Source organism: Methylobacterium sp. Leaf87 (genome assembly GCF_001422775.1).
GTDB lineage: Bacteria > Pseudomonadota > Alphaproteobacteria > Rhizobiales > Beijerinckiaceae > Methylobacterium.
In genome coordinates this window covers 145,508-163,232 of sequence record NZ_LMMI01000001.1, presented here as the reverse complement: position 1 = coordinate 163,232, position 17,725 = coordinate 145,508, and the positions used below count along the sequence as shown (strand labels likewise).

Genomic DNA, 17,725 nt, shown 5'->3' with positions numbered 1-17,725 from the left:
CTTACGGCTGCGCGTCGGCTCAGCTCACCCGCTCGAACAAGGCGGCGAGCCAGACGAGGGCCGCGACGGCCTGGGCCAGGAAAGCCCCGGCGGAGGCCAGATCCTTGACGATGCCGATCTTGAAATGATGGCCGGGATGGAGATGGTCGCAGAGCTTTTCGATGGCGGTGTTGAGGAACTCCGCCGCCAGCATGAGCAGGAGGCTCGCCACGAGAGCGACGCGGACCCAGAGGCCGGCGCCGACGAGGAACGCCAGTGGCAAACCCAGGAGCAGCAGGGCGAGTTCGAGGCGCACCGCCCGCTCCGTGCGGGCGCCGTGGGCGAGGCCGCGCCAGGAATTGAGGAAGGCGACGAGCAGCGCGCGCATGGTCAGGCCTTTGGAGCGCCCGCCGGAGCACCCTTGGCGATCCACTTGGCGAGCAGCGGTCCGGTGATCAGCACCACGAAAAGCCGCAGGGTCTGCACCGCGAGCACGAACGACACGTCCGCCTTCGAGCCCACCGCGATGATCGCCACCGAATCGAGGCCGCCGGGACTCGTGGCGAGGTAGGCGGTCAGGAAGTCGATGGGCAGGATTTGGGTGAGGCCGTAGGCCCAGACGGCGCAGAGCGCGATGACCGCGACGGTGGCGATGAGGATTCCGGGCAGGGCCGTCACCGTCTCCCGCAAGGTCTCCCGGCGGAAGCGCAGGCCGACGTACCAGCCGATGGTCGCGTAGGCGAGGTCGAGGAGCGGGATCGGCAGCGCCATGCCGACGAGTCCGGCGGCGTGGAGCGCGGATCCGAGGAGCATCGGTCCGATCAGGGCGGCGGCCGGCAGGCGCAGGAGGTGTGCGAGGGCAAAGCCCACGGCCGCCACCGTCAGGGTCACCAGGACGGTCAGCGGCGGTGTCGTGCCGGCGGCCGGTGCGGCCGGCGCTGCGACATCGGTGAGGAGGCGTGCGACCGCGGAGGCCGACAGCACCACCACGACGACCCGGACATATTGCATGAAGGCGACGAGGCGCGGATCGGCGCCGTACTCCTCCGACATCGCCACCATGGCGGCGGCTCCCCCTGGGGAGGAGCCCCAGGCGGCGGTGGTGCCGGGCAGGATGCGCAGGCGCGTCAGGGTCCAGCCGACGACGGCGCCCGCCACCACGGTGACGAGGACCACGGCGAGGATGATCCACCCGTCTTCCGTGATGGTGGCGACGATCTCGGCGGTGACGGCTTTTGCGACGAGGCAACCGATCATCGCCTGTGCGGCGAGGAAGCCGGGCTTCGGAACGCCGAGCCCGGCGCCGCCGACGCCGAACGCGATGGCGGCCAGCATCGGCCCGAGCAGGAGGGCGGCGGGAAAATGCCCCAGCGTCAGGCCGTACGCGAGGGCGCCCGAGGCCGCGACGAGCGCCACCCAGAGGCCGAGGGACCGGAAGAACTGCACAGCGGGAGCCGGGAGGCGAGAGCGGGGGAGGGAGGGCCGTAGGGGAGATCTGGCGCGCTACACCGGATCGGAGACGCTGTCACGACGGGCCGATGCAGGTGCCGAAGCCCCGTCGTCGCGGCAGGCGGTGGTACCGGCCGGTGCGTGCGCGCGGAAGAAGGCGGCAAGGTGCGCGAGGCCGGCGCCGCGCGGATCGCTGGCACGCCAGGCGAGAGCGACGGTACGGCCGGGACCGTCGACGTCGAAGCCCCGCGTCACGGTAAGGCCGCTCGGATCGGGCGCCGCCGGCACGGCGAGGGCCGGCAGCAGGGTGTAGCCGGCCCCCGCCGCCACCATGGAGCGCAGGGTCTCCAGACTCGTAGCGTGGCGGCCGGCCGCACTGCCGGCGCCGCAGGCCGCCACGGTCTGGTCGCGCAGGCAATTGCCTTCATCGAGGAGAAGAAGGTCCGGCCCGGCGATGTCGCGGGCCCGCAGTGCGCCGCCGCGGGCCAGGGGATGCTCGGCCGGGCAGGCGAGCAGGAACGGCTCGATGAACAGCGGCGAGATCGTCAGCCCTGACGACGGCACCGGAAGGGACAGCAGGGCGGCGTCGATGCGCCCGTCGCGCAACCCTTCCAGAATTTCCGCCGTGCGCGCTTCGCTCAGCGCCAGGGCCAGCAGCGGGAATTCCTGGCGCAGGCTGCGCAGGACAAGGGGAAAAAGGTAGGGGCCGAGCGTCTGGATGGCAGCGAGCACGAGGCGGCCGGTGAGCGGCGCGCCGCGTCCCTCGCTCGCCAGCACCAGCAGGCGCTGCGCCTCGGCCAGCACCGTGCGGGCCTGCCGGACGATGCCTTGGCCGGCGGGGGTGAGCATCACCCGGCGGTTGCCGCGCTCGAACAGGACGAGGCCCAGGGATTCCTCAAGCTTGCGCACCTGCACGCTCAGGGTCGGCTGGCTGACGTTGCAGCGCTCGGCGGCGCGACCGAAATGCGTCTCCTCGGCTACGGCCACGACATACTCGAGGTCGCGCAGGGACAATCCTGACAGGTTCATAGGCTGCATCTATCAGAACGTTTGCCACGATGCATTGGCCAAACGATCCACGGGGGTCCATAAGCTGGTCTCAGAACAATTCCAGGGTCGATGGCGTTCGCGAGCCACGGTGCTCCGAACCCATCCCCCGGTCCGATTCAACCATTTGGAGAGAGCACCGCATGAGCGATCAGCGCCCGATTCTGACCACCCGTCAGGGCCACCCGGTTCGCGACAACCAGAGCACCCGCACGGTGGGCGAGCGCGGTCCGGCGACCCTCGAGAACTACCAGTTCATCGAGAAGATCACGCATTTCGACCGCGAGCGCATTCCGGAGCGCGTGGTGCACGCTCGCGGTGCGGGCGCCCACGGCTACTTCGAGGCCTACGGCAAGATCGGCAACGAGCCGGCCTCCAAGTACACCCGCGCCCGCGTGCTCAACGAGACCGGCGTGAAGACGCCGATGTTCGTGCGCTTCTCCACCGTCGCGGGCGCCAAGGAGTCGCCTGAGACCGAGCGCGACCCGCGCGGCTTCGCGGTGAAGTTCAAGACCGTCGACGGCAATTGGGATCTCGTCGGCAACAACCTCAAGGTCTTCTTCATCCGCGACGCGATCAAGTTCCCCGACATGATCCACGCGTTCAAACCGGACCCGGTGACGAACCGCCAGGAGGCGTGGCGCTTCTTCGACTTCGTGGCCCAGCACCCCGAAGCCATCCACATGGTCACCCACCTGAAGTCGCCATGGGGCATCCCGGCCAACTATCGGGAGATGGAAGGCTCGGGCGTCAACACCTACAAGCTCGTCAACGACCAGGGCGAGGCGGTGCTGTGCAAGTTCCATTGGGAGCCCAAGCAGGGCATCCGCAACCTGACTTCGGCCCAAGCCTCCGAGATCCAGGCCAAGGATGTCGGCCACGCCACCCGCGACCTCTACGACAACATTTCCAAGGGCAACTTCCCCGAGTGGGAATTCTGCGTGCAGATCATGCCCGACGGCCCGAACGACCACCTGTCGTTCGATCCCCTGGACGACACCAAGCTGTGGCCGGTGGAAGACTTCCCGTTGCTGCCGGTGGGCCGCATGGTGCTCGACCGCGTGCCCGACAACTTCTTCGCGGAAGTCGAGCAGTCGGCCTTCGGCACGGGCGTGCTCGTCGACGGTATCGACTTCTCGGACGACAAGATGCTCCAGGGCCGGACGCTGTCCTACTCGGACACGCAGCGTTACCGCGTCGGCGCCAACTACCTCCAGCTGCCGATCAACGCGCCGCAGCCCGGCGTGAAGGTCTATTCGAACCAGCGCGACGGCCAGATGACCTATGGGGTCGACGGCCATGGCCAGAACCGCCACATCAACTACGAGCCCTCGACCATCGGTGAGGGCCTCGCCGAAGCGCCCAAGCCCGCCAAGGACTACCACCAGCCGGTGGAGGGCCACCTCGGCCGCTTCCAGACCTCGCGCACCGAGGACGACTACACGCAGGCCGGCGTGCGCTACCGTTCGTTCCAGGATTGGGAGCGCGACGACCTCATCGCCAACCTCGTCGGCGACATGAAGCAGTGCCCCGAGGCGATCCAGCTGCGGATGGTCTGGCACTTCTCTCACGCGGATGCGGATTACGGCCGCCGCGTCGCCGAGGGGGCGGGCATCGATCTGGCGAAGGCCCTGGCCCTGCCGCCGCTTCCGGGCCGCGCGGCTCCGGGCAAGCGCCTCCAGGCCGAGACCTACACGGACGGCAGCCAAGCCCACCGCGTCGCCGCCGAGTAAGCCTCAGGCGCCGTAGACCGGCGTCACCGGAACCCCAGCCCCGCACGGCCCCCCGGCCGTGCGGGGTTTTTCGTTGGTCCGAGGGATCGTCGGCGGCTGTCCCGCCGCAGGGGGCGCCGTCTCATACCGGTTGATCGCTTCGCGATGCGGATTTGGGCTTCGCTCAAGCGCCGCGCGGGTCCGGCACGCCGACGGTCCGGTTCTGCCCGGCCCAGAAGCTGCAGATCAGTGCGCCCCCGGCGATGAGACAGAACAGGGTGACGGAGGCGCCCCAGCCGCCAGTGAGGTCGTGGGCGAGGCCGAAGCCGAGGGGGCCGAGGGACGCCAAGGTGTAGCCGACGCTCTGGGACATGGCGGCGAGATCCGCCGCGCCGGCCGTGTCGCGGGCGCGCAGGACGATGAGGGTGAGGCCGAGGCCGAACAGGCCTCCGAGGGCGCCGCCCAGCAGCATACCGAACGGCAGAGCGAGACCGAGGGGCCCGAAGACCAGGCCCAGGATGGTCACCACGGCGAGGCCCAGCAACAGCATGGCGAACAAGCGCTGGTCCTTTGCCCGCGCGGCGAGGGACGGCACGACGAGGGCGAAGGGCGCCTGCCCGATGCTCATGAGGGACGCGACGTAGCCGGCCTCCATGGCGCTGAGGCCTCGGTCGTGCAGCACCACCGGCAGCCAGCCGAACATGATGTAGGCGAGCGACGATTGCAGGCCCATGAACCCGGTCACCTGCCAGGCGAGCCGGTCCCGCCACAGGGGGCGCCGCCGCACGGCGCGTTCGGCCGGGTCGGGCGCGCGGGCGAAGGGGAGCCACGCCAGGGTGGCGACCAGGGCCGGGACGCTCCAGAGGCCGAGGGCCGTGGACCAGTTTCCGGCGGCCTGCGTCAGGGGCACGCTGAAGCCCGCTCCGGCGGCGGCCCCGAGACACAGGACCATGGTGTAGAGCCCGGTGACGCGGCCGACCTGGGTTGGGAACTCGCGCTTCACGAGCCCCGGTAGCAGGACGCCCGATAGGCCGATCCCGAGGGCGGCGAGGCAGGCGCCGGCAAAGAGCGGTCCCAATCCGCCAAAGCCCCGGAGCCCCGAACCGAGGGTGACGATGGCGACGGCGAGCAGGACGCCGCGATCGGCGCCGAGTCGGCGGATCACGAGGGGGCCCAGCACGCAGGCGAGGCCGATGCACAGCACCGGCAGGGTGTTGAGGAGGGCCGCACCCCGGGTCCCGAGCCCGGTCGCGGCCTGGATCGTCTCGATGAGCGGCCCGACGGTGGTCAGGGCCGGGCGCATGTTGAACGCGACGAGCAGGATGCCGGCGCCGAGGAGGAGGGGACGCACCGCCGACACCGGCCGGCTCACGCCGACCGCCGTCGCGCCGTGAGCGCCAGGATGAGGGTGAGGCCGAGCAGGATCGCGAAGGGAGCGTCGCCGAAGCGGGCGTAGGGGGTACGATCGGCGAGCCGCACGGGGAGATCGGCGTCGAGGACGCCCTCGACCCCGACGGGCAGGCTCGCGACGATCCGGCCATGGGCGTCGACCACGGCCGAGATGCCGGTGTTGGCGTCGCGCACCAGGGGTAGGCCTTCCTCGACGGCGCGCAGGCGCGCCTGGGCGAAGTGCTGGCGCGGGCCGGGCGTGTCGCCGAACCAGGCATCGTTGGTGAGGTTGAGGATCAGGCCCGGCACCGGCGGCGGTCCGCTCGGACCCGCTTCCGGCACGATGGCGCCGGGGAAGATCGCCTCGTAGCAGATGGTGGCGGCGATGGGCGGTAATCCCGGTACCGACAGGATGCGCTGACGGGCTCGGTCACCGGCGGTGAACCCGCCGGGAATCGACACGAACTGACGGATGTGCAGGGCCCGCAGGAATGCGTCGAGGGGACCCGGCAGATACTCGCCGAAGGGGACGAGGTGAACCTTGTCGTAGACCTCACCGAGTTTCGGCCCGGCCGCGAGGGTGAGGATCGCGTTGAAGAAGTGCGGGCGCTCGCCCGGGAGCGGCGTGTCGGCCCGGGCCGCGCCCGTGATCAGCTGCTTGCCCGGCGGCAGGGCGGCGGCGATGCGGGCCAGGGCCGCCGGGTCGCGCTGGATCAGGAACGGAAACGCCGATTCCGGCCAGATCACGTGGGTGACGTCGGACAGGCCCGACCGGTCCGGGGCGGCGGCCCGGTCGCTGAGCTCGATGTAGCGGTCGAGGATGTCTTCGCGGTTCTCGGGGCGGAACTTGGCGTCCTGGTTCAGGTTCGGCTGGACGAGGCGCAGCCGGATGCCCGCCACGGTGGCGTCGGGCCCTGCCGGCAGGCGCGCCGCGCCGAGGAGCGCCATGGACCCGAGTACGATGCCCGCCAGAACGGTCGGCACCAAACGGGCGGACGGGGACGCGCCCGTCGCGAGGGTCGCGGGAGCGGCGGCGATCAGGACCGCCAGGAGGGTGAGGCCGTAGAGGCCGATTCCGGCCGCACTCTGCATCAGCCAGAGGTTCTGGCCGAGCGCCATCCCGAGGGTGTTCCACGGGAAACCCGTGAACAGGTGGCCGCGCAGCCACTCGCAGGCGGCGAGCCCGAAGGCGAGGGCGAGGACGCGCCCCGCGCCCGGCGACCAGACGAGGCGGGCCAGGGCGAACCCGAACCCGTAGAACACGCCCAGCACCGCCGGCAGGCCGATCACTCCGAGGGGCAGGGCCCAGGCGAATTCCTCCGCTTCCACCAGGAAGGCCGAGCCGAGCCACCACAGGCCGGCCGTGAGATAGCCGAACCCCCAGGCCCAGCCGATGAGTCCGGCGGTCCGCAGGGTATGCCAGGCGCGGCGGCCCGTGGGAGCGCCGTCGAGGAGCCAGACGGCCACCGACAGAGCGACGGCGAGGGCCGGAAGGGCGCCGAAGGGCGGCATCGCCAGGGCCCCGAACGCCCCGGCGCAATAGGCGACGAGCAGCCGGCGCCACCCCGCGCTCAGCATCACCCATTGGGCGAGGAGGGCGAGGGGGCCGGGCGCCGGCATGGCGTCGGCGCGGCCAAGAGTCATCGAACGACCGTCGCCGTCACGATGCGGGGGCTTCGAGGCTCGGATTGGGTGCGGGCGGCGGCAGCGCCAGCGGCACCACCGACGCGATCTGCGCATCGCTGCGCTTGAGACGCAGGCGCTTCACCCGCCGTGGATCCGCGTCGAGCACCTCGAATTCGAGGTCGCCCGGGCCGGCGATGAGTTCGCCGCGCGAGGGCACGCGTCCGGCGAGGGTCACGATGAGGCCCCCGATGGTGTCGATCTCCTCCGCCATCTCGCCGACCGCCGCGACGAGGTCGACGCCGCTCGCCTCCGACACCTCGGCGAGGCCCGCACGGGCGTCGGCCACGAAGACGTCGCCTTCGCCCTCGACGCGCTGCACGAGGCGGCCTTCGGCGACGTCGTGCTCGTCCTCGATGTCGCCCACCACCATCTCGACGAGATCCTCGATGGAGATGAGGCCGTCCGTGCCGCCGTACTCGTCAATGACCAGCGCCATGTGGGTGCGGGTCGCCTGCATCCGCACGAGGAGGTCGATGGCCGGCATGGAGGGCGGCACGAACAGGACCGGACGCTGGATCCGGGTGGAGGCGAGGGTCGCCGAAAGATCGACGCTGGCGAGGTTGAGAGTGCGCAACGCGCGGGCACCCCGGCGGGGCCGCGGGACCGGTGTTTCGTCCGAAGGCTCGGCGGGGGAGGACTCGACGGGGGTCGCGCCCGGCCGCCGATGGCCGACCTCCGCGCGGGCGGCGATATGCTCGACGAAGTCGCGGATGTGGACCATGCCCTTCGGGTCGTCGAGGGTCTCGCCGTAGACGGGCAGGCGCGAATGCCCGGCCGTCCGGAACAGCTTGAGCAATTCGCCCAGACTCGTGTCCATGGACACGGCGACGATGTCGATGCGCGGGATCATCACGTCGTCCACCCGCACCTTGTGCAGGCCGAGCACGTTCTTGAGCATGGCGCGCTCGATGGGCGAGAAGGCGTTCTCGCCCGAATCGGGCTCAGCCAGCCGGTCCTCGATATCGTCGCGCAACGAATCGCGCGGCCGGAGGTGGAAGACGTGCAGCAGACGGTCGTACCAGGGCTCGCGGGGGTGAGCCTCACCGTCGTTCGCGCTGGGCGCGGCCTGGGCCGCGCCGCGACTTCGATCGTTCGTCATGTCTCTCTGATCTGGGATGACGGGCGTTGCTGCCGCTCAATCGGCGTAGGGATCGGGCATGCCAAGGGTGGCGAGGGCCGCGATTTCGAGCGCCTCCATGGCCTCGGCGTCCGCGTCGCCCGTCTCGTGGTCCTGACCGAGGAGGTGGAGGGTGCCATGGACAAGGAGGTGCGCGAGGTGGTGACTGAGCGGCTTCGATTGCTCGGCACTCTCGCGCAGCATCGTGTCATACGCAAGAACGACATCGCCGAGCGGCCGCGCCATTCCCGCATGGGGGGGCTGCGGGGGCGCAGGAAACGACAGGACGTTGGTGGGCTTATCCTGTCCGCGCCAAGTCCGGTTCAGGGCCTGCACCGCAGCGTCGGTGGTGAGCAGGACGCTGACCTCCACCGCTTCCTTGGGGGAATCCGGTGCGATGGCGAGCCCGGCCTCCACGGCGCGGATCACGAACGCTTCGAGGTCCGGCACCACGTCGTTCCAGCGTGCGTCCTCGACGGCGACGTCGATTTCGGTCTCGATCATGAATTGGGCCGGCGGCGCGGATTCGGGTTGCGGTCGGATTCGTGCTCGCCGTGGGCGGCCGATTCGTAGGCGGTGACGATGCGGCGCACGAGGTCGTGGCGTACCACGTCGACGTCGCGGAAGGTGACGCGACCGATGCCCTCGACGCCGTCCAGGATCTTTACCGCCTCGACGAGGCCCGAGCGCTGGCCCGGCGGCAGATCGACCTGGCTCGGATCACCCGTGATGATCATCCGGGAGTTCTCGCCGAGGCGCGTCAGGAACATCTTCATCTGCATGGAGGTGGTGTTCTGCGCCTCGTCGAGGAGCACCACGGCATTGGTGAGGGTGCGTCCGCGCATGAAGGCGAGCGGCGCGATTTCGATGATCCCGGTCTGAAGGCCGCGGTCGACGTGGCGGGCTTCCATGAAATCGTAGAGCGCGTCGTAGATCGGGCGCAGGTACGGATCGACCTTGTCGCGCATGTCGCCGGGCAGGAAGCCGAGGCGCTCGCCGGCCTCGACGGCCGGGCGGGACAGGATGATGCGCTCCACGTGACCCTGCTCCAGCAGCGAGACGGCGTGGCCGACGGCCAGCCAGGTCTTGCCGGTGCCGGCCGGGCCCTCGGCGAACACGAGTTCGCGGGTGCGCAGCAGCTTGATGTAGGCGTCCTGCGCCGTGTTGCGGGCGCGCACGGCGCCGCGCCGGCGGGTGGCGATCTGGTCGAAGACCGGCCGGTCGGGCTCGGCGCTGACCTCGGCCGCCGGGAACAGGGTGCCCTGCTGCGTCGTCTCCTGGATCGCGCCGTCGACGTCGCCGAGCGTCAGGGCGGTGCCGCTGGCCCGGACGCGGGCATAGAGGCGCTCGAACACCTTGCGGGCAAGTTCCGCCGCCTCGGGCGAGCCCTTGATGACGAGGTGGTTGCCCAAAGCCGTGGCGGTGACGCCGAGGCGCCGCTCGAGATGGGCGACGTTCTGGTCGTACTGGCCGAAGACGAGGCTCGCGAGACGGTTGTCGTCGAAGGTCAGGGACGCCTCGAGGGATTCGACGATCTCGCCCGCCCGCGCCGCCGGGCCGCGCCCGCGCAAGGGGCCGATCCGTCCGATCCCGTCAGATGCTGCCACGCCGGTGTCCTTCGATGGTGATGCCACGGAACGGGGCCGCCGCGCTCACGCCGCGACCGCCGCATCGGCGACGGTCTCGCCGAACAGGCTGTTGGAGCCGGCCCTGACGATCCGCACGGGCACGAGGGTGCCGATGGTGGATGTGGGCGCGTCGAACTGAACGGGTAGGAGGTGAGGCGTCTTGCCCGCCACCTGACCGGGGTGGCGCCCGGCCTTCTCCACGAGAACCTCGACCACGGCGCCGACATACGAGGCGTTGAAGGCGTGGCGCTGCGCATCGAGAAGGGTCTGCAGGGCGTGCAGACGGCGGGTCTTCACGTCCTCCGGCACCATGTCGTCCCACTCCGCCGCGGGCGTTCCGGGGCGCGGGCTGTACTTGAACGAGTAGGCGCTGGCGAAGCCGATGTCGGCGACGAGCCGCAGGGTCTCCTCGAACTCCGCCTCGGTCTCGCCGGGGAAGCCGACGATGAAATCCGACGACAGGGCGATGTCGGGCCGCACCGCCCGCATCTCCGCGATGCGGTCGCGGTAGCTCGCGGCCGTGTGCTTGCGGTTCATGGCCTTCAGCACCCGGTCGGAGCCCGACTGCACCGGCAGGTGCAGGAACGGCATCAGGGCCGGCAGGCTGCCATGGGCCGCCACGAGGTCGGACGTCATGTCGTTGGGGTGGCTGGTGGTGTAGCGCAGGCGTAAGATGCCGGGCAGCGACGCGATCTCGCGCATGAGGTCGGGCAGGGTGGCCGACCCGCCGTCGAGGCCGACGCCGTGATAGGCGTTCACGTTCTGGCCGATAAGGGTGATCTCGCGGGCGCCGCCCTGGAGCAACCGCTCCGCCTCGGCCCGGATCGCCGCCACGGAGCGCGAGACCTCGGCGCCGCGGGTGTAGGGCACCACGCAGAAGGCGCAGAACTTGTCGCAGCCCTCCTGCACCGTGAGGAAGGCCGTGACCCCGAGGGTGCGCCGCGCCGGCAGGTGGTCGAACTTGTCCTCGACGGGGAATTCCGTATCGACCACGCGCTTCGTGCGCGAGCGGGCGAGGAGATCGGGCAGGCGGTGATAGTTCTGCGGGCCGACCACCACGTCGACGCTCGGCGCGCGGGACAGGATCTCGGCCCCCTCGGCCTGGGCGACGCAGCCCGCCACCACGATGCGGGTGTCGTGTCCGGCGGCGGCGCGCTCGGTCTTGAGGACGCGCAGGCGTCCGAGTTCCGAATAGACTTTGTCGGCCGCCTTCTCACGGATGTGGCAGGTGTTGAGGATGACGACATCCGCCTCCTCCACCGTGTCGGTGGCGGTGTAGCCCTCGGCGCCGAGCACGTCCGCCATCCGGGTGGCGTCGTAGGCGTTCATCTGGCAGCCGTAGGATTTGACGAAGGCTTTCTTCAACAGTCCGGTCCCGACCCGTGGTTCGCCACGGCCTTAACACGGTTCCGGCACGACGTCGCGACCCGGAAGCCGGATCAGAGGGCGGGCACGCCGGAGGCTGTGTCCTTGGGGGCGGCGTCGGGCAGGAGGCGCGCGCCGCCCCAGACCGCGCCCTTGGGCGGGCGACCGGTGACCGCGCGCTGAAGGGCCTCGCGCACGGAGGCCTCGGCCAGGGCCGTCGCGCGCTTGCGGTCGGTGCCGGCCTCGAACGCGATGGGGGCGCCCCAGACCACGTGCACGTCGATGGGGCCGTTCGCGAAGAAGTCGGAGAGGTGAGGGGCGAGCTCCATGTCGCCGTACCACGCCACGCCCGGCCGCTCGGACCGGACCATCGGCAGACCGTTGCGGCGCGGATAGGTGATGGCGAGGGGCTGGAGACGGATGCGGTCGGGGCCGCCGGCGGTTCCGTCGATCGCGGCGCGGGCCGCACCCACGAGGGACGAGCGGAACGGCAACAGGCGGGTGCCGTCCCCTGTCGTACCCTCGGCGAACAGCACGATGAGATCGCCCGAGGCCAACCGGCTGGCGACGGTGGCGTTGACGTGGGCGGTGGCGGCGCGGCGCGCCCGGTCGATGAACACCGTGCGCTGGAGCCGCGCCAGGGTGCCGACGACGGGCCAGCCGGCGATCTCGGATTTCGCCACGAAGGAGAGCGGGCGCAGGGACCCGAGCACCAGTATGTCGAGCCAGGAGATGTGGTTGGCGAGCACCAGGGCCGCCTCGCCCGGGTCCGGCGGGGTGCCGCTCTGGGTCACGCGCACGTCGAACAGGCGCAGGAAGACCCGGTGGAAGCGCGTCGGCAGGTCCCCGGCAAGGCGCCCGCGCCCGTAGCGCAGGCTGAGCAGATGGGGGCCGACCATCAGCCCGAAGGCGAGGGCGCAGAGCGCGAGGCGCAGGAGCGTGCCGATGCGGGTCATCGGGCCGCCGCCGGACTCACGCCAGCTCGGAGGTCATGGTGAGGGCGGTGGCGCGGCTGCCGTCGGCGCGGTGGTAGTAGCCCGTACGCGCGCCGACCTGCCGGAAGCCGTGCCGGGCGTAGAGCTTGAGGGCCGGGGCATTGCCCTCGTCGACCTCGAGATGGACCCGCCGTACGCCGTTGACGGCGAGATGGGCGAGATGGTCGCCGACGAGCCGGCGGCTCAAGCCGTTGCCGCGCGCGCCCGGCGCCAGCACGACGGTGAGGATCTCGGCCTCGTCGGCGGCTTTGCGCGAAAGGACGAAGCCCTGGATGGTGCCGCCCTTCCACAGGGCGTGGGCCTCGGTGGAGCGCTCGCACAGCATGCGCTCGAACTCGTGGGCGTCCCAAGGGCGGGCGAAGGCGGTGGCGTGGAGGCGAGCGAGGGCGCGGGCCTGACCGGAATCGCGCAGGATGGCGACGTAGGGCGCACCGCCCCAGGCGTCCCACCACGCGGACCACATCTCGAAGGGCCAGAACGGAGTGACGGGTCGCGTCATCGGCGGGCGAGCCTCGCGTGATCCTGGGGCTGCGCGTCGGGGCCGCGCAGGTAGAGCGGGCGGGCGAGGGCCTGGGCGGGGTCGGCCAGCATGCCGAGGGAGGCGGTCCAGGCGATGTCGGCGGCGCCGGTTCCGGCGAGCTGTACGTCGAGGCCGCGCCCCTTGAGAAGGGCGGCCAGCGCCGGCGCGCCGGAGCCGACGAGGGTCACGGTGCCGTCGAGCATGGCGGCGGCTTCCTCCAGGGGGAGAAGACTCGGGGGGATGACAATTCCGTCGCCCATGCTCATGGCCTGGACGTAGACGGCGCCGTGGCGGGCATCGATGGCGGCGACGATGAGGCCTGCACCGTTGAGGGCGAGGAGCGGAGCGAGGAGCGCCGACAGGGTGGTGACGCCGACCACGGGAATGCCGGTGGCGAGCCCGATGGCGCGGGCCGCCGAGAGACCGACGCGCAGGCCGGTGTAGCTGCCGGGCCCGACGGTGACGGCGACGCGGTCGAGGGCCTCGAAGCCGCCCTCCACGCGGGCGACCACGCGCTCCACCATGGGCAGCAGGGCCTCGGCATGGCCGCGCCCGAGGATTATCGACTCGTGGGCGAGGAGATCGTCGGACTCGTCCGTCGCGATGCAGACGGAGCAGGCGTCGAGCGCCGTGTCGATGGCCAGGATACGCAACGTCACTCCCGATGTGCCCCGGCCCCGCGTGAGCCGATCACGCGCCCGCCGGGAGCTCGATGGTAGGACAAAAACGGCCGCCCCGTGAGAGCGAGGCGGCCGTTTTCGATGAATTCACGGTACAGTGTTGCCGCTTTGCGCCGCAAGTCGGCGCGGTCGGTCTCAGATAGCCTGAACTTCGCGGATCTCGGGCAGGAAGTGGCGGAACAGGTTCTGTACGCCGTGCCGCAGGGTGGCGGTGGAGGAGGGGCAGCCCGAGCAGGCGCCCTTCATCTCGAGGTAGACGACGCCTTCCTTGTAGCCCCGGAAGGTGATGTCGCCGCCGTCGCCGGCGACCGCCGGGCGCACGCGGGTCTCGAGGAGGTCCTTGATGGTGACCACGGTCTCGGCGTCGGCCGGATCGAAGAATTCCTCCGCTTCGTCGTCCTCGGAGCTGGTGCCCTCGGCGAGCACCGGGGCGCCGGACTGGAAGTGCTCCATGATCGCGCCGAGGATGGCGGGCTTCACCTGCGGCCACAGGTTCTCGTCCTCCGCCTTGGTGACGGAGATGAAGTCGTGGCCGAAATAGACCCCGGCGACGCCGGGCACGTCGAACAGGCGCTGCGCCAGGGGCGAACGGGCGGCGGCCTCGGCGTCGCGCGCCTCGAAGGTGCCGGTGTCGAGGACGACGCGGCCGGGCAGGAACTTCAGGGTGGCGGGGTTCGGGGTGGCTTCGGTCTGGATGAACATGGGTACGAAATCCTCGTCCGCGGCGCCGGTTCAAGGCCGGCCGGGAATCATGCCGGGATCGCCCGGCATGGATATCCATGTGGACCCCGTGGGCGATTTTCTCAACTCCCGTGGGGAACTCGGAGCCATGGCCGCCTGGGGAAGGATCGGTGCTTCTCGGAGCGCGCGCGGCCCGAAACAATCGACGCCGCGTAGACAAAAATACACGCCTCGTGTAAGGCCCGGCTCAACTCAAAACAGGATGCCGAAATCCTGACGCCCACGATCCCATCCGGGGATCCCGGGCGCGCACCGGCAGGACGTGACCGATGAACATCATCCAGCAGCTCGAGCAGGAGCAGATCGCTTCGCTCAACAAGACCATCCCCGACTTCCAGCCCGGCGACACGGTCATCGTGAACGTCAAGGTGAAGGAAGGCGAGCGTACCCGCGTGCAGGCCTACGAGGGCGTGGTGATCGCCCGCTCCGGCGGCAGCCTCAACGAGAGCTTCACCGTCCGCAAGATCTCCTACGGCGAGGGCGTCGAGCGCGTGTTCCCGCTCTACGCGCCGCTCATCGATTCCATCGTCGTCGTGCGTCGCGGCAAGGTGCGTCGCGCCAAGCTGTACTACCTGCGCGACCGTCGCGGTAAGTCCGCCCGTATCGTCGAACGCGCCGACCGTCCCGCCGAGAAGGCAGCCAAGGCCGACGCGTCGAAGGCGAACAAGGACGCCCGCAAGGCCGAGAAGGCCGCGAAGTCCGCCGCGAAGACCGCCGCCGCGGAGTAGGTTTTTTCGGATCTGGACGAATGCGGAAGGCCGGGCAATCGCCCGGCCTTTTTCGTTTCAGGCTGGCAGCATCATACCGAAACCGGATGATCAGTTGAGGTCGCCCGATCGCCGCTACAGACCCGTCATCCCGGGGCTGCGAAGCAGAACCCGGGATCGAGAGCCGCCGACGGTGCCTCATTCCGCCGCCTTGGCGGCTCTGGATTCCGGGTTCGCCTGCGGCGCCCCGGAATGACGGCGATGGAGTCCCGGCGCTTCGGAGAAGTGTGAATGGCCGTAGCCTTTCAGGAAAGGGGTCTCTCCTAACGCTTCGATCCGAAGTGATCGACCCGGAACGGTATCAACCGATTCTTGCTGTAACTTCGATCTCGACCTTCATCTCGGGCCGTAGCAAACCGGCGACGATCACGATGGTCGCGGCCGGGCGGATGTCCGCCAGCACGCGCCCGAACACGGTCAGGACGGCCTCCACCTCCGCTCGATCGGTCACATAGTAGGTGGCGCGGACGAGGCCGCCCATCGTTGTGCCGGCTTCTTCGAGAACGGCCGCGATGGTCCGCCAGCACGCTTCGGTCTGGGCTTCGGCCGAATCGGGCAGGCTCATGGTCGCATAGTCGTAGCCCGTCGTTCCGGCGACGTGGACCATGCCGTCCTGAACCACGGCGCGAGAATAGCCGTAGGCCGCCTCGAACGGCGACCCCGAACTGATGAGGCGTCGCCCGCTCATCCTCGCCGCAACGCCTCCAGCACCTTCGCGCCCGGACGACCCGTCGCCGGCATGCCGAGGCTGCGCTCGATCTCCTTGATGGCGTCGCGGGTCTTGGACCCGACCTTGCCGTCCGGTTCGCCGACGTCGTAGCCGCGGGCGGCGAGCCGGGTCTGGAGGTCGCGGCGCTCGGCGCGCGACAGGGGCGGGTCGTCGGTGGGCCACTCGGCTTGGATGCCGGCCCGGCCCCGCAGGCGGTCGGACAGGACCGCGATGGCGAGGCCGTAGGATTCGGCGGCGTTGTAGGAATACAGGGCGTCAAAGTTCTTGGTGACGGCGAAGGCGGGGCCGTTCACCCCGGCGGGGATCAGGATGCCGATGGGCGCGTCGCCGGAGAGCGGACGCCCGTCGATCCGGGTCACGCCCATGGCGGCCCAGTGGGAGACGGCGTGGCGGTTCTTGCGGCCGGCACCGCTGGCATTGAAGCCGCGCGGCAGGCGCACCTCGTAGCCCCAGGGCTGGCCGTTCTGCCATTTCGCCACGCGCAAAAAGTTCGCCGTGGAGGCGACGGCATCGGGGACCGAATCGACGAGGTCGCGGCGCCCGTCGCCGTCGCCGTCGACCGCCAGCCGCTGGTAGGTGGTGGGCATGAACTGGGTCTGGCCGAAGGCGCCGGCCCAGGAGCCGTTGAGGCGGGAGGGATCGATGTCGCCGCGCTCGATGATCTTGAGGGTGGCCATCAGCTCGCCCTTGAAGAAGTCCTTCCGGCGGTGGTTGGCGCAGATCAGGGTGGCGAAGGACTGGACCAGCGGCATCTTGCCGAGGTTCTTGCCGAAGTTCGATTCGACGCCCCACACCGCCGCGATGGTGTAGCGGTCGACGCTGTAGCGCGATTCCGCGTTGGCGAGGGCCTGGGCGTGCTGCTTCATGGCCGCCTTGCCGTCGTCGACGCGCTCGTCGTCGACGAGAGCCGCCATGTAGTCCCAGATCGGTGTCTTGAACTCGGGCTGGGCGCCGGCGAGTTCGAGGACCTTGGGGTCGTGGGCGATGCCATTCGTCGCGGCGCGGAAGGTCTGGGCCGAGATGCCCTGCGCGGCGGCCTGGGCCTGGAGCCCGGCGAGGCAATCCTGGAAGTCGGCCCGGGCCTCGGGGGCTGCCGTCGCACCCGCGAGGCAGAGGAGGGCGGTGAGCGTCGCGCGCGGCGTCATGGGGCGGTCTCCGGAGCGGATGGTCGGGTCTGCCCACCGTTAAGGCGTGCCCATGGTAAACGAACCATGAGCACGTCCGGTCTCAGGCCCAGCCGCGCGCGGCGATCTTCGCCTCGTAGGCGTCGATGGCCGGGGCCCGCTTCAGGGTCAGGCCGATCTCGTCGAGGCCGTTGAGGAGGCTCTCCTTGCGGCCCGGATCGATGTCGAAATGCAGGGTACCGCCGTCCGGCCCCTTGATGGTCTGGGCCTCGAGATCGACGGACAGGGTGGCGTTGGCGCCGCGCTCGGCATCCTCGAACAGCTTTTCCAGATCCTCGGCCGAGACCGTGATCGCCAGGATGCCGTTCTTGGCGCAGTTGTTGAAGAAGATGTCGGCGAAGCTCGTGGAGATCACGCAACGGATGCCGAAATCCGTCAGCGCCCAGGGCGCGTGCTCGCGCGACGAGCCGCAGCCGAAATTGTCGCCCACCACGAGGATCTTCGTGTTGCGATAGGCCGGCTTGTTGAGGACGAAGTCGGGGTTCTCCGAGCCGTCGTCGCGGTAGCGCATCTCCGAGAACAGGCCCTTGCCGAGCCCCGTGCGCTTGATGGTCTTGAGATACTGCTTGGGGATGATCCGGTCGGTGTCGACGTTGATGATCCGCATGGGCGCCGCGACGCCCTCGAGGGTGGTGAATTTTTCCATTGTGGTTCGTCCGGTCCGGAAAACGTGTCGGACCGTCTCTACCAGTGCACGGGTGCGACCGGAACCGTCCGTCCATCTTGTCGCGCGCAT

Annotated in this window: 18 protein-coding genes; 2 read left to right on the top strand and 16 right to left on the bottom strand. The window is 70.1% G+C overall.

The window, feature by feature from the left end; genetic code table 11:
• Positions 1 to 19 precede the first annotated feature (19 nt).
• From ASF22_RS00755 to ASF22_RS00745, 3 genes are read right to left on the bottom strand one after another with little or no spacing between them, the layout of a single operon-like run.
• Positions 20 to 367, bottom strand: coding sequence for a diacylglycerol kinase (locus tag ASF22_RS00755; protein WP_056260617.1), 348 nt, complete (start codon positions 365 to 367; stop codon positions 20 to 22).
• A gap of 2 nt (positions 368 to 369) precedes the next feature.
• Positions 370 to 1,425: an AbrB family transcriptional regulator gene (locus ASF22_RS00750; RefSeq protein ID WP_056260615.1), complete on the bottom strand. Its 1,056-nt coding sequence runs from the start codon at positions 1,423 to 1,425 to the stop codon at positions 370 to 372.
• A 57-nt stretch (positions 1,426 to 1,482) separates the two neighbouring features.
• Positions 1,483 to 2,457, bottom strand: a complete 975-nt coding sequence (locus ASF22_RS00745) for a LysR substrate-binding domain-containing protein (RefSeq protein WP_056170043.1) — start codon at positions 2,455 to 2,457, stop codon at positions 1,483 to 1,485.
• Between the two features lie 161 nt (positions 2,458 to 2,618).
• Here ASF22_RS00745 and ASF22_RS00740 point away from each other — a divergent pair, with 161 nt between their 5' ends.
• On the top strand, positions 2,619 to 4,208 hold the full coding sequence (locus tag ASF22_RS00740; protein WP_056260613.1) for a catalase: 1,590 nt from the start codon (positions 2,619 to 2,621) through the stop codon (positions 4,206 to 4,208).
• Between the two features lie 163 nt (positions 4,209 to 4,371).
• Here the strand turns inward: ASF22_RS00740 and ASF22_RS00735 are convergent, their stop codons facing one another.
• The 10 genes from ASF22_RS00735 to ASF22_RS00690 form a co-directional block, all read right to left on the bottom strand.
• On the bottom strand, positions 4,372 to 5,538 hold the full coding sequence (locus ASF22_RS00735; protein WP_244474166.1) for an MFS transporter: 1,167 nt from the start codon (positions 5,536 to 5,538) through the stop codon (positions 4,372 to 4,374).
• 17 nt (positions 5,539 to 5,555) lie between these two features.
• Positions 5,556 to 7,196 (bottom strand): apolipoprotein N-acyltransferase, encoded by a 1,641-nt coding sequence (gene lnt / locus ASF22_RS00730; RefSeq protein WP_082483451.1) that lies wholly within the window; start codon positions 7,194 to 7,196, stop codon positions 5,556 to 5,558.
• A 40-nt stretch (positions 7,197 to 7,236) separates the two neighbouring features.
• Positions 7,237 to 8,361, bottom strand: a complete 1,125-nt coding sequence (locus ASF22_RS00725) for a hemolysin family protein (protein WP_056260607.1) — start codon at positions 8,359 to 8,361, stop codon at positions 7,237 to 7,239.
• Positions 8,362 to 8,397: 36 nt separating this feature from the next.
• Positions 8,398 to 8,883, bottom strand: coding sequence for an rRNA maturation RNase YbeY (gene ybeY / locus ASF22_RS00720; protein WP_056170028.1), 486 nt, complete (start codon positions 8,881 to 8,883; stop codon positions 8,398 to 8,400).
• Entirely contained in the window at positions 8,880 to 9,950 is a 1,071-nt protein-coding gene (locus tag ASF22_RS00715; protein WP_244472982.1) for a PhoH family protein, read from the bottom strand. The genes ybeY and ASF22_RS00715 overlap by 4 nt, the downstream gene beginning before the upstream one ends.
• Before the next feature lie 81 nt (positions 9,951 to 10,031).
• Positions 10,032 to 11,372 (bottom strand): tRNA (N6-isopentenyl adenosine(37)-C2)-methylthiotransferase MiaB, encoded by a 1,341-nt coding sequence (miaB, locus tag ASF22_RS00710; protein WP_056170025.1) that lies wholly within the window; start codon positions 11,370 to 11,372, stop codon positions 10,032 to 10,034.
• A gap of 74 nt (positions 11,373 to 11,446) precedes the next feature.
• On the bottom strand, positions 11,447 to 12,328 hold the full coding sequence (locus ASF22_RS00705) for a lysophospholipid acyltransferase family protein (RefSeq protein ID WP_056260605.1): 882 nt from the start codon (positions 12,326 to 12,328) through the stop codon (positions 11,447 to 11,449).
• A 16-nt stretch (positions 12,329 to 12,344) separates the two neighbouring features.
• The gene (locus tag ASF22_RS00700; RefSeq protein ID WP_056170018.1) at positions 12,345 to 12,866 is read right to left on the bottom strand and encodes a GNAT family N-acetyltransferase; all 522 of its coding nucleotides are present in this window, start codon (positions 12,864 to 12,866) and stop codon (positions 12,345 to 12,347) included.
• Entirely contained in the window at positions 12,863 to 13,540 is a 678-nt protein-coding gene (tsaB, locus tag ASF22_RS00695; protein WP_056260899.1) for a tRNA (adenosine(37)-N6)-threonylcarbamoyltransferase complex dimerization subunit type 1 TsaB, read from the bottom strand. The genes ASF22_RS00700 and tsaB overlap by 4 nt, the downstream gene beginning before the upstream one ends.
• Before the next feature lie 162 nt (positions 13,541 to 13,702).
• Entirely contained in the window at positions 13,703 to 14,269 is a 567-nt protein-coding gene (locus tag ASF22_RS00690; RefSeq protein ID WP_056170015.1) for a NifU family protein, read from the bottom strand.
• A gap of 308 nt (positions 14,270 to 14,577) precedes the next feature.
• Between ASF22_RS00690 and rplS the strand changes: the two genes are divergently transcribed.
• A complete protein-coding gene (rplS, locus tag ASF22_RS00685) occupies positions 14,578 to 15,036 on the top strand; it encodes a 50S ribosomal protein L19 (protein ID WP_056170012.1) in 459 nt (152 codons plus the stop codon).
• A 340-nt stretch (positions 15,037 to 15,376) separates the two neighbouring features.
• Here rplS and ASF22_RS00680 read toward each other — a convergent pair whose 3' ends face one another.
• The 3 genes from ASF22_RS00680 to leuD all read right to left on the bottom strand — a co-directional run bounded on the left by ASF22_RS00680 (position 15,377) and on the right by leuD (position 17,635).
• A complete protein-coding gene (locus ASF22_RS00680) occupies positions 15,377 to 15,763 on the bottom strand; it encodes a RidA family protein (protein ID WP_056260602.1) in 387 nt (128 codons plus the stop codon).
• On the bottom strand, positions 15,760 to 16,950 hold the full coding sequence (locus ASF22_RS00675) for a lytic murein transglycosylase (protein WP_056170008.1): 1,191 nt from the start codon (positions 16,948 to 16,950) through the stop codon (positions 15,760 to 15,762). Before ASF22_RS00675 ends, ASF22_RS00680 begins: the two co-directional genes overlap by 4 nt.
• A gap of 82 nt (positions 16,951 to 17,032) precedes the next feature.
• The gene (leuD, locus tag ASF22_RS00670; RefSeq protein ID WP_056170005.1) at positions 17,033 to 17,635 is read right to left on the bottom strand and encodes a 3-isopropylmalate dehydratase small subunit; all 603 of its coding nucleotides are present in this window, start codon (positions 17,633 to 17,635) and stop codon (positions 17,033 to 17,035) included.
• Positions 17,636 to 17,725: the final 90 nt, after the last annotated feature.

What these genes read in the sequence shown, in the direction of transcription:
- rplS (WP_056170012.1), top strand. Translation starts at nt 14,578, where the DNA reads ATGAACATCATCCAGCAGCTCGAGCAGGAGCAGATCGCTTCGCTCAAC.
- ASF22_RS00725 (WP_056260607.1), bottom strand. Translation starts at nt 8,361, where the DNA reads ATGACGAACGATCGAAGTCGCGGCGCGGCCCAGGCCGCGCCCAGCGCG.
- ASF22_RS00745 (WP_056170043.1), bottom strand. Translation starts at nt 2,457, where the DNA reads ATGAACCTGTCAGGATTGTCCCTGCGCGACCTCGAGTATGTCGTGGCC.
- ASF22_RS00675 (WP_056170008.1), bottom strand. Translation starts at nt 16,950, where the DNA reads ATGACGCCGCGCGCGACGCTCACCGCCCTCCTCTGCCTCGCGGGTGCG.
- ASF22_RS00700 (WP_056170018.1), bottom strand. Translation starts at nt 12,866, where the DNA reads ATGACGCGACCCGTCACTCCGTTCTGGCCCTTCGAGATGTGGTCCGCG.
- lnt (WP_082483451.1), bottom strand. Translation starts at nt 7,196, where the DNA reads ATGCCGGCGCCCGGCCCCCTCGCCCTCCTCGCCCAATGGGTGATGCTG.
- ASF22_RS00705 (WP_056260605.1), bottom strand. Translation starts at nt 12,328, where the DNA reads ATGACCCGCATCGGCACGCTCCTGCGCCTCGCGCTCTGCGCCCTCGCC.
- ASF22_RS00690 (WP_056170015.1), bottom strand. Translation starts at nt 14,269, where the DNA reads ATGTTCATCCAGACCGAAGCCACCCCGAACCCCGCCACCCTGAAGTTC.
- ASF22_RS00680 (WP_056260602.1), bottom strand. Translation starts at nt 15,763, where the DNA reads ATGAGCGGGCGACGCCTCATCAGTTCGGGGTCGCCGTTCGAGGCGGCC.
- leuD (WP_056170005.1), bottom strand. Translation starts at nt 17,635, where the DNA reads ATGGAAAAATTCACCACCCTCGAGGGCGTCGCGGCGCCCATGCGGATC.
- ASF22_RS00755 (WP_056260617.1), bottom strand. Translation starts at nt 367, where the DNA reads ATGCGCGCGCTGCTCGTCGCCTTCCTCAATTCCTGGCGCGGCCTCGCC.
- ybeY (WP_056170028.1), bottom strand. Translation starts at nt 8,883, where the DNA reads ATGATCGAGACCGAAATCGACGTCGCCGTCGAGGACGCACGCTGGAAC.
- ASF22_RS00740 (WP_056260613.1), top strand. Translation starts at nt 2,619, where the DNA reads ATGAGCGATCAGCGCCCGATTCTGACCACCCGTCAGGGCCACCCGGTT.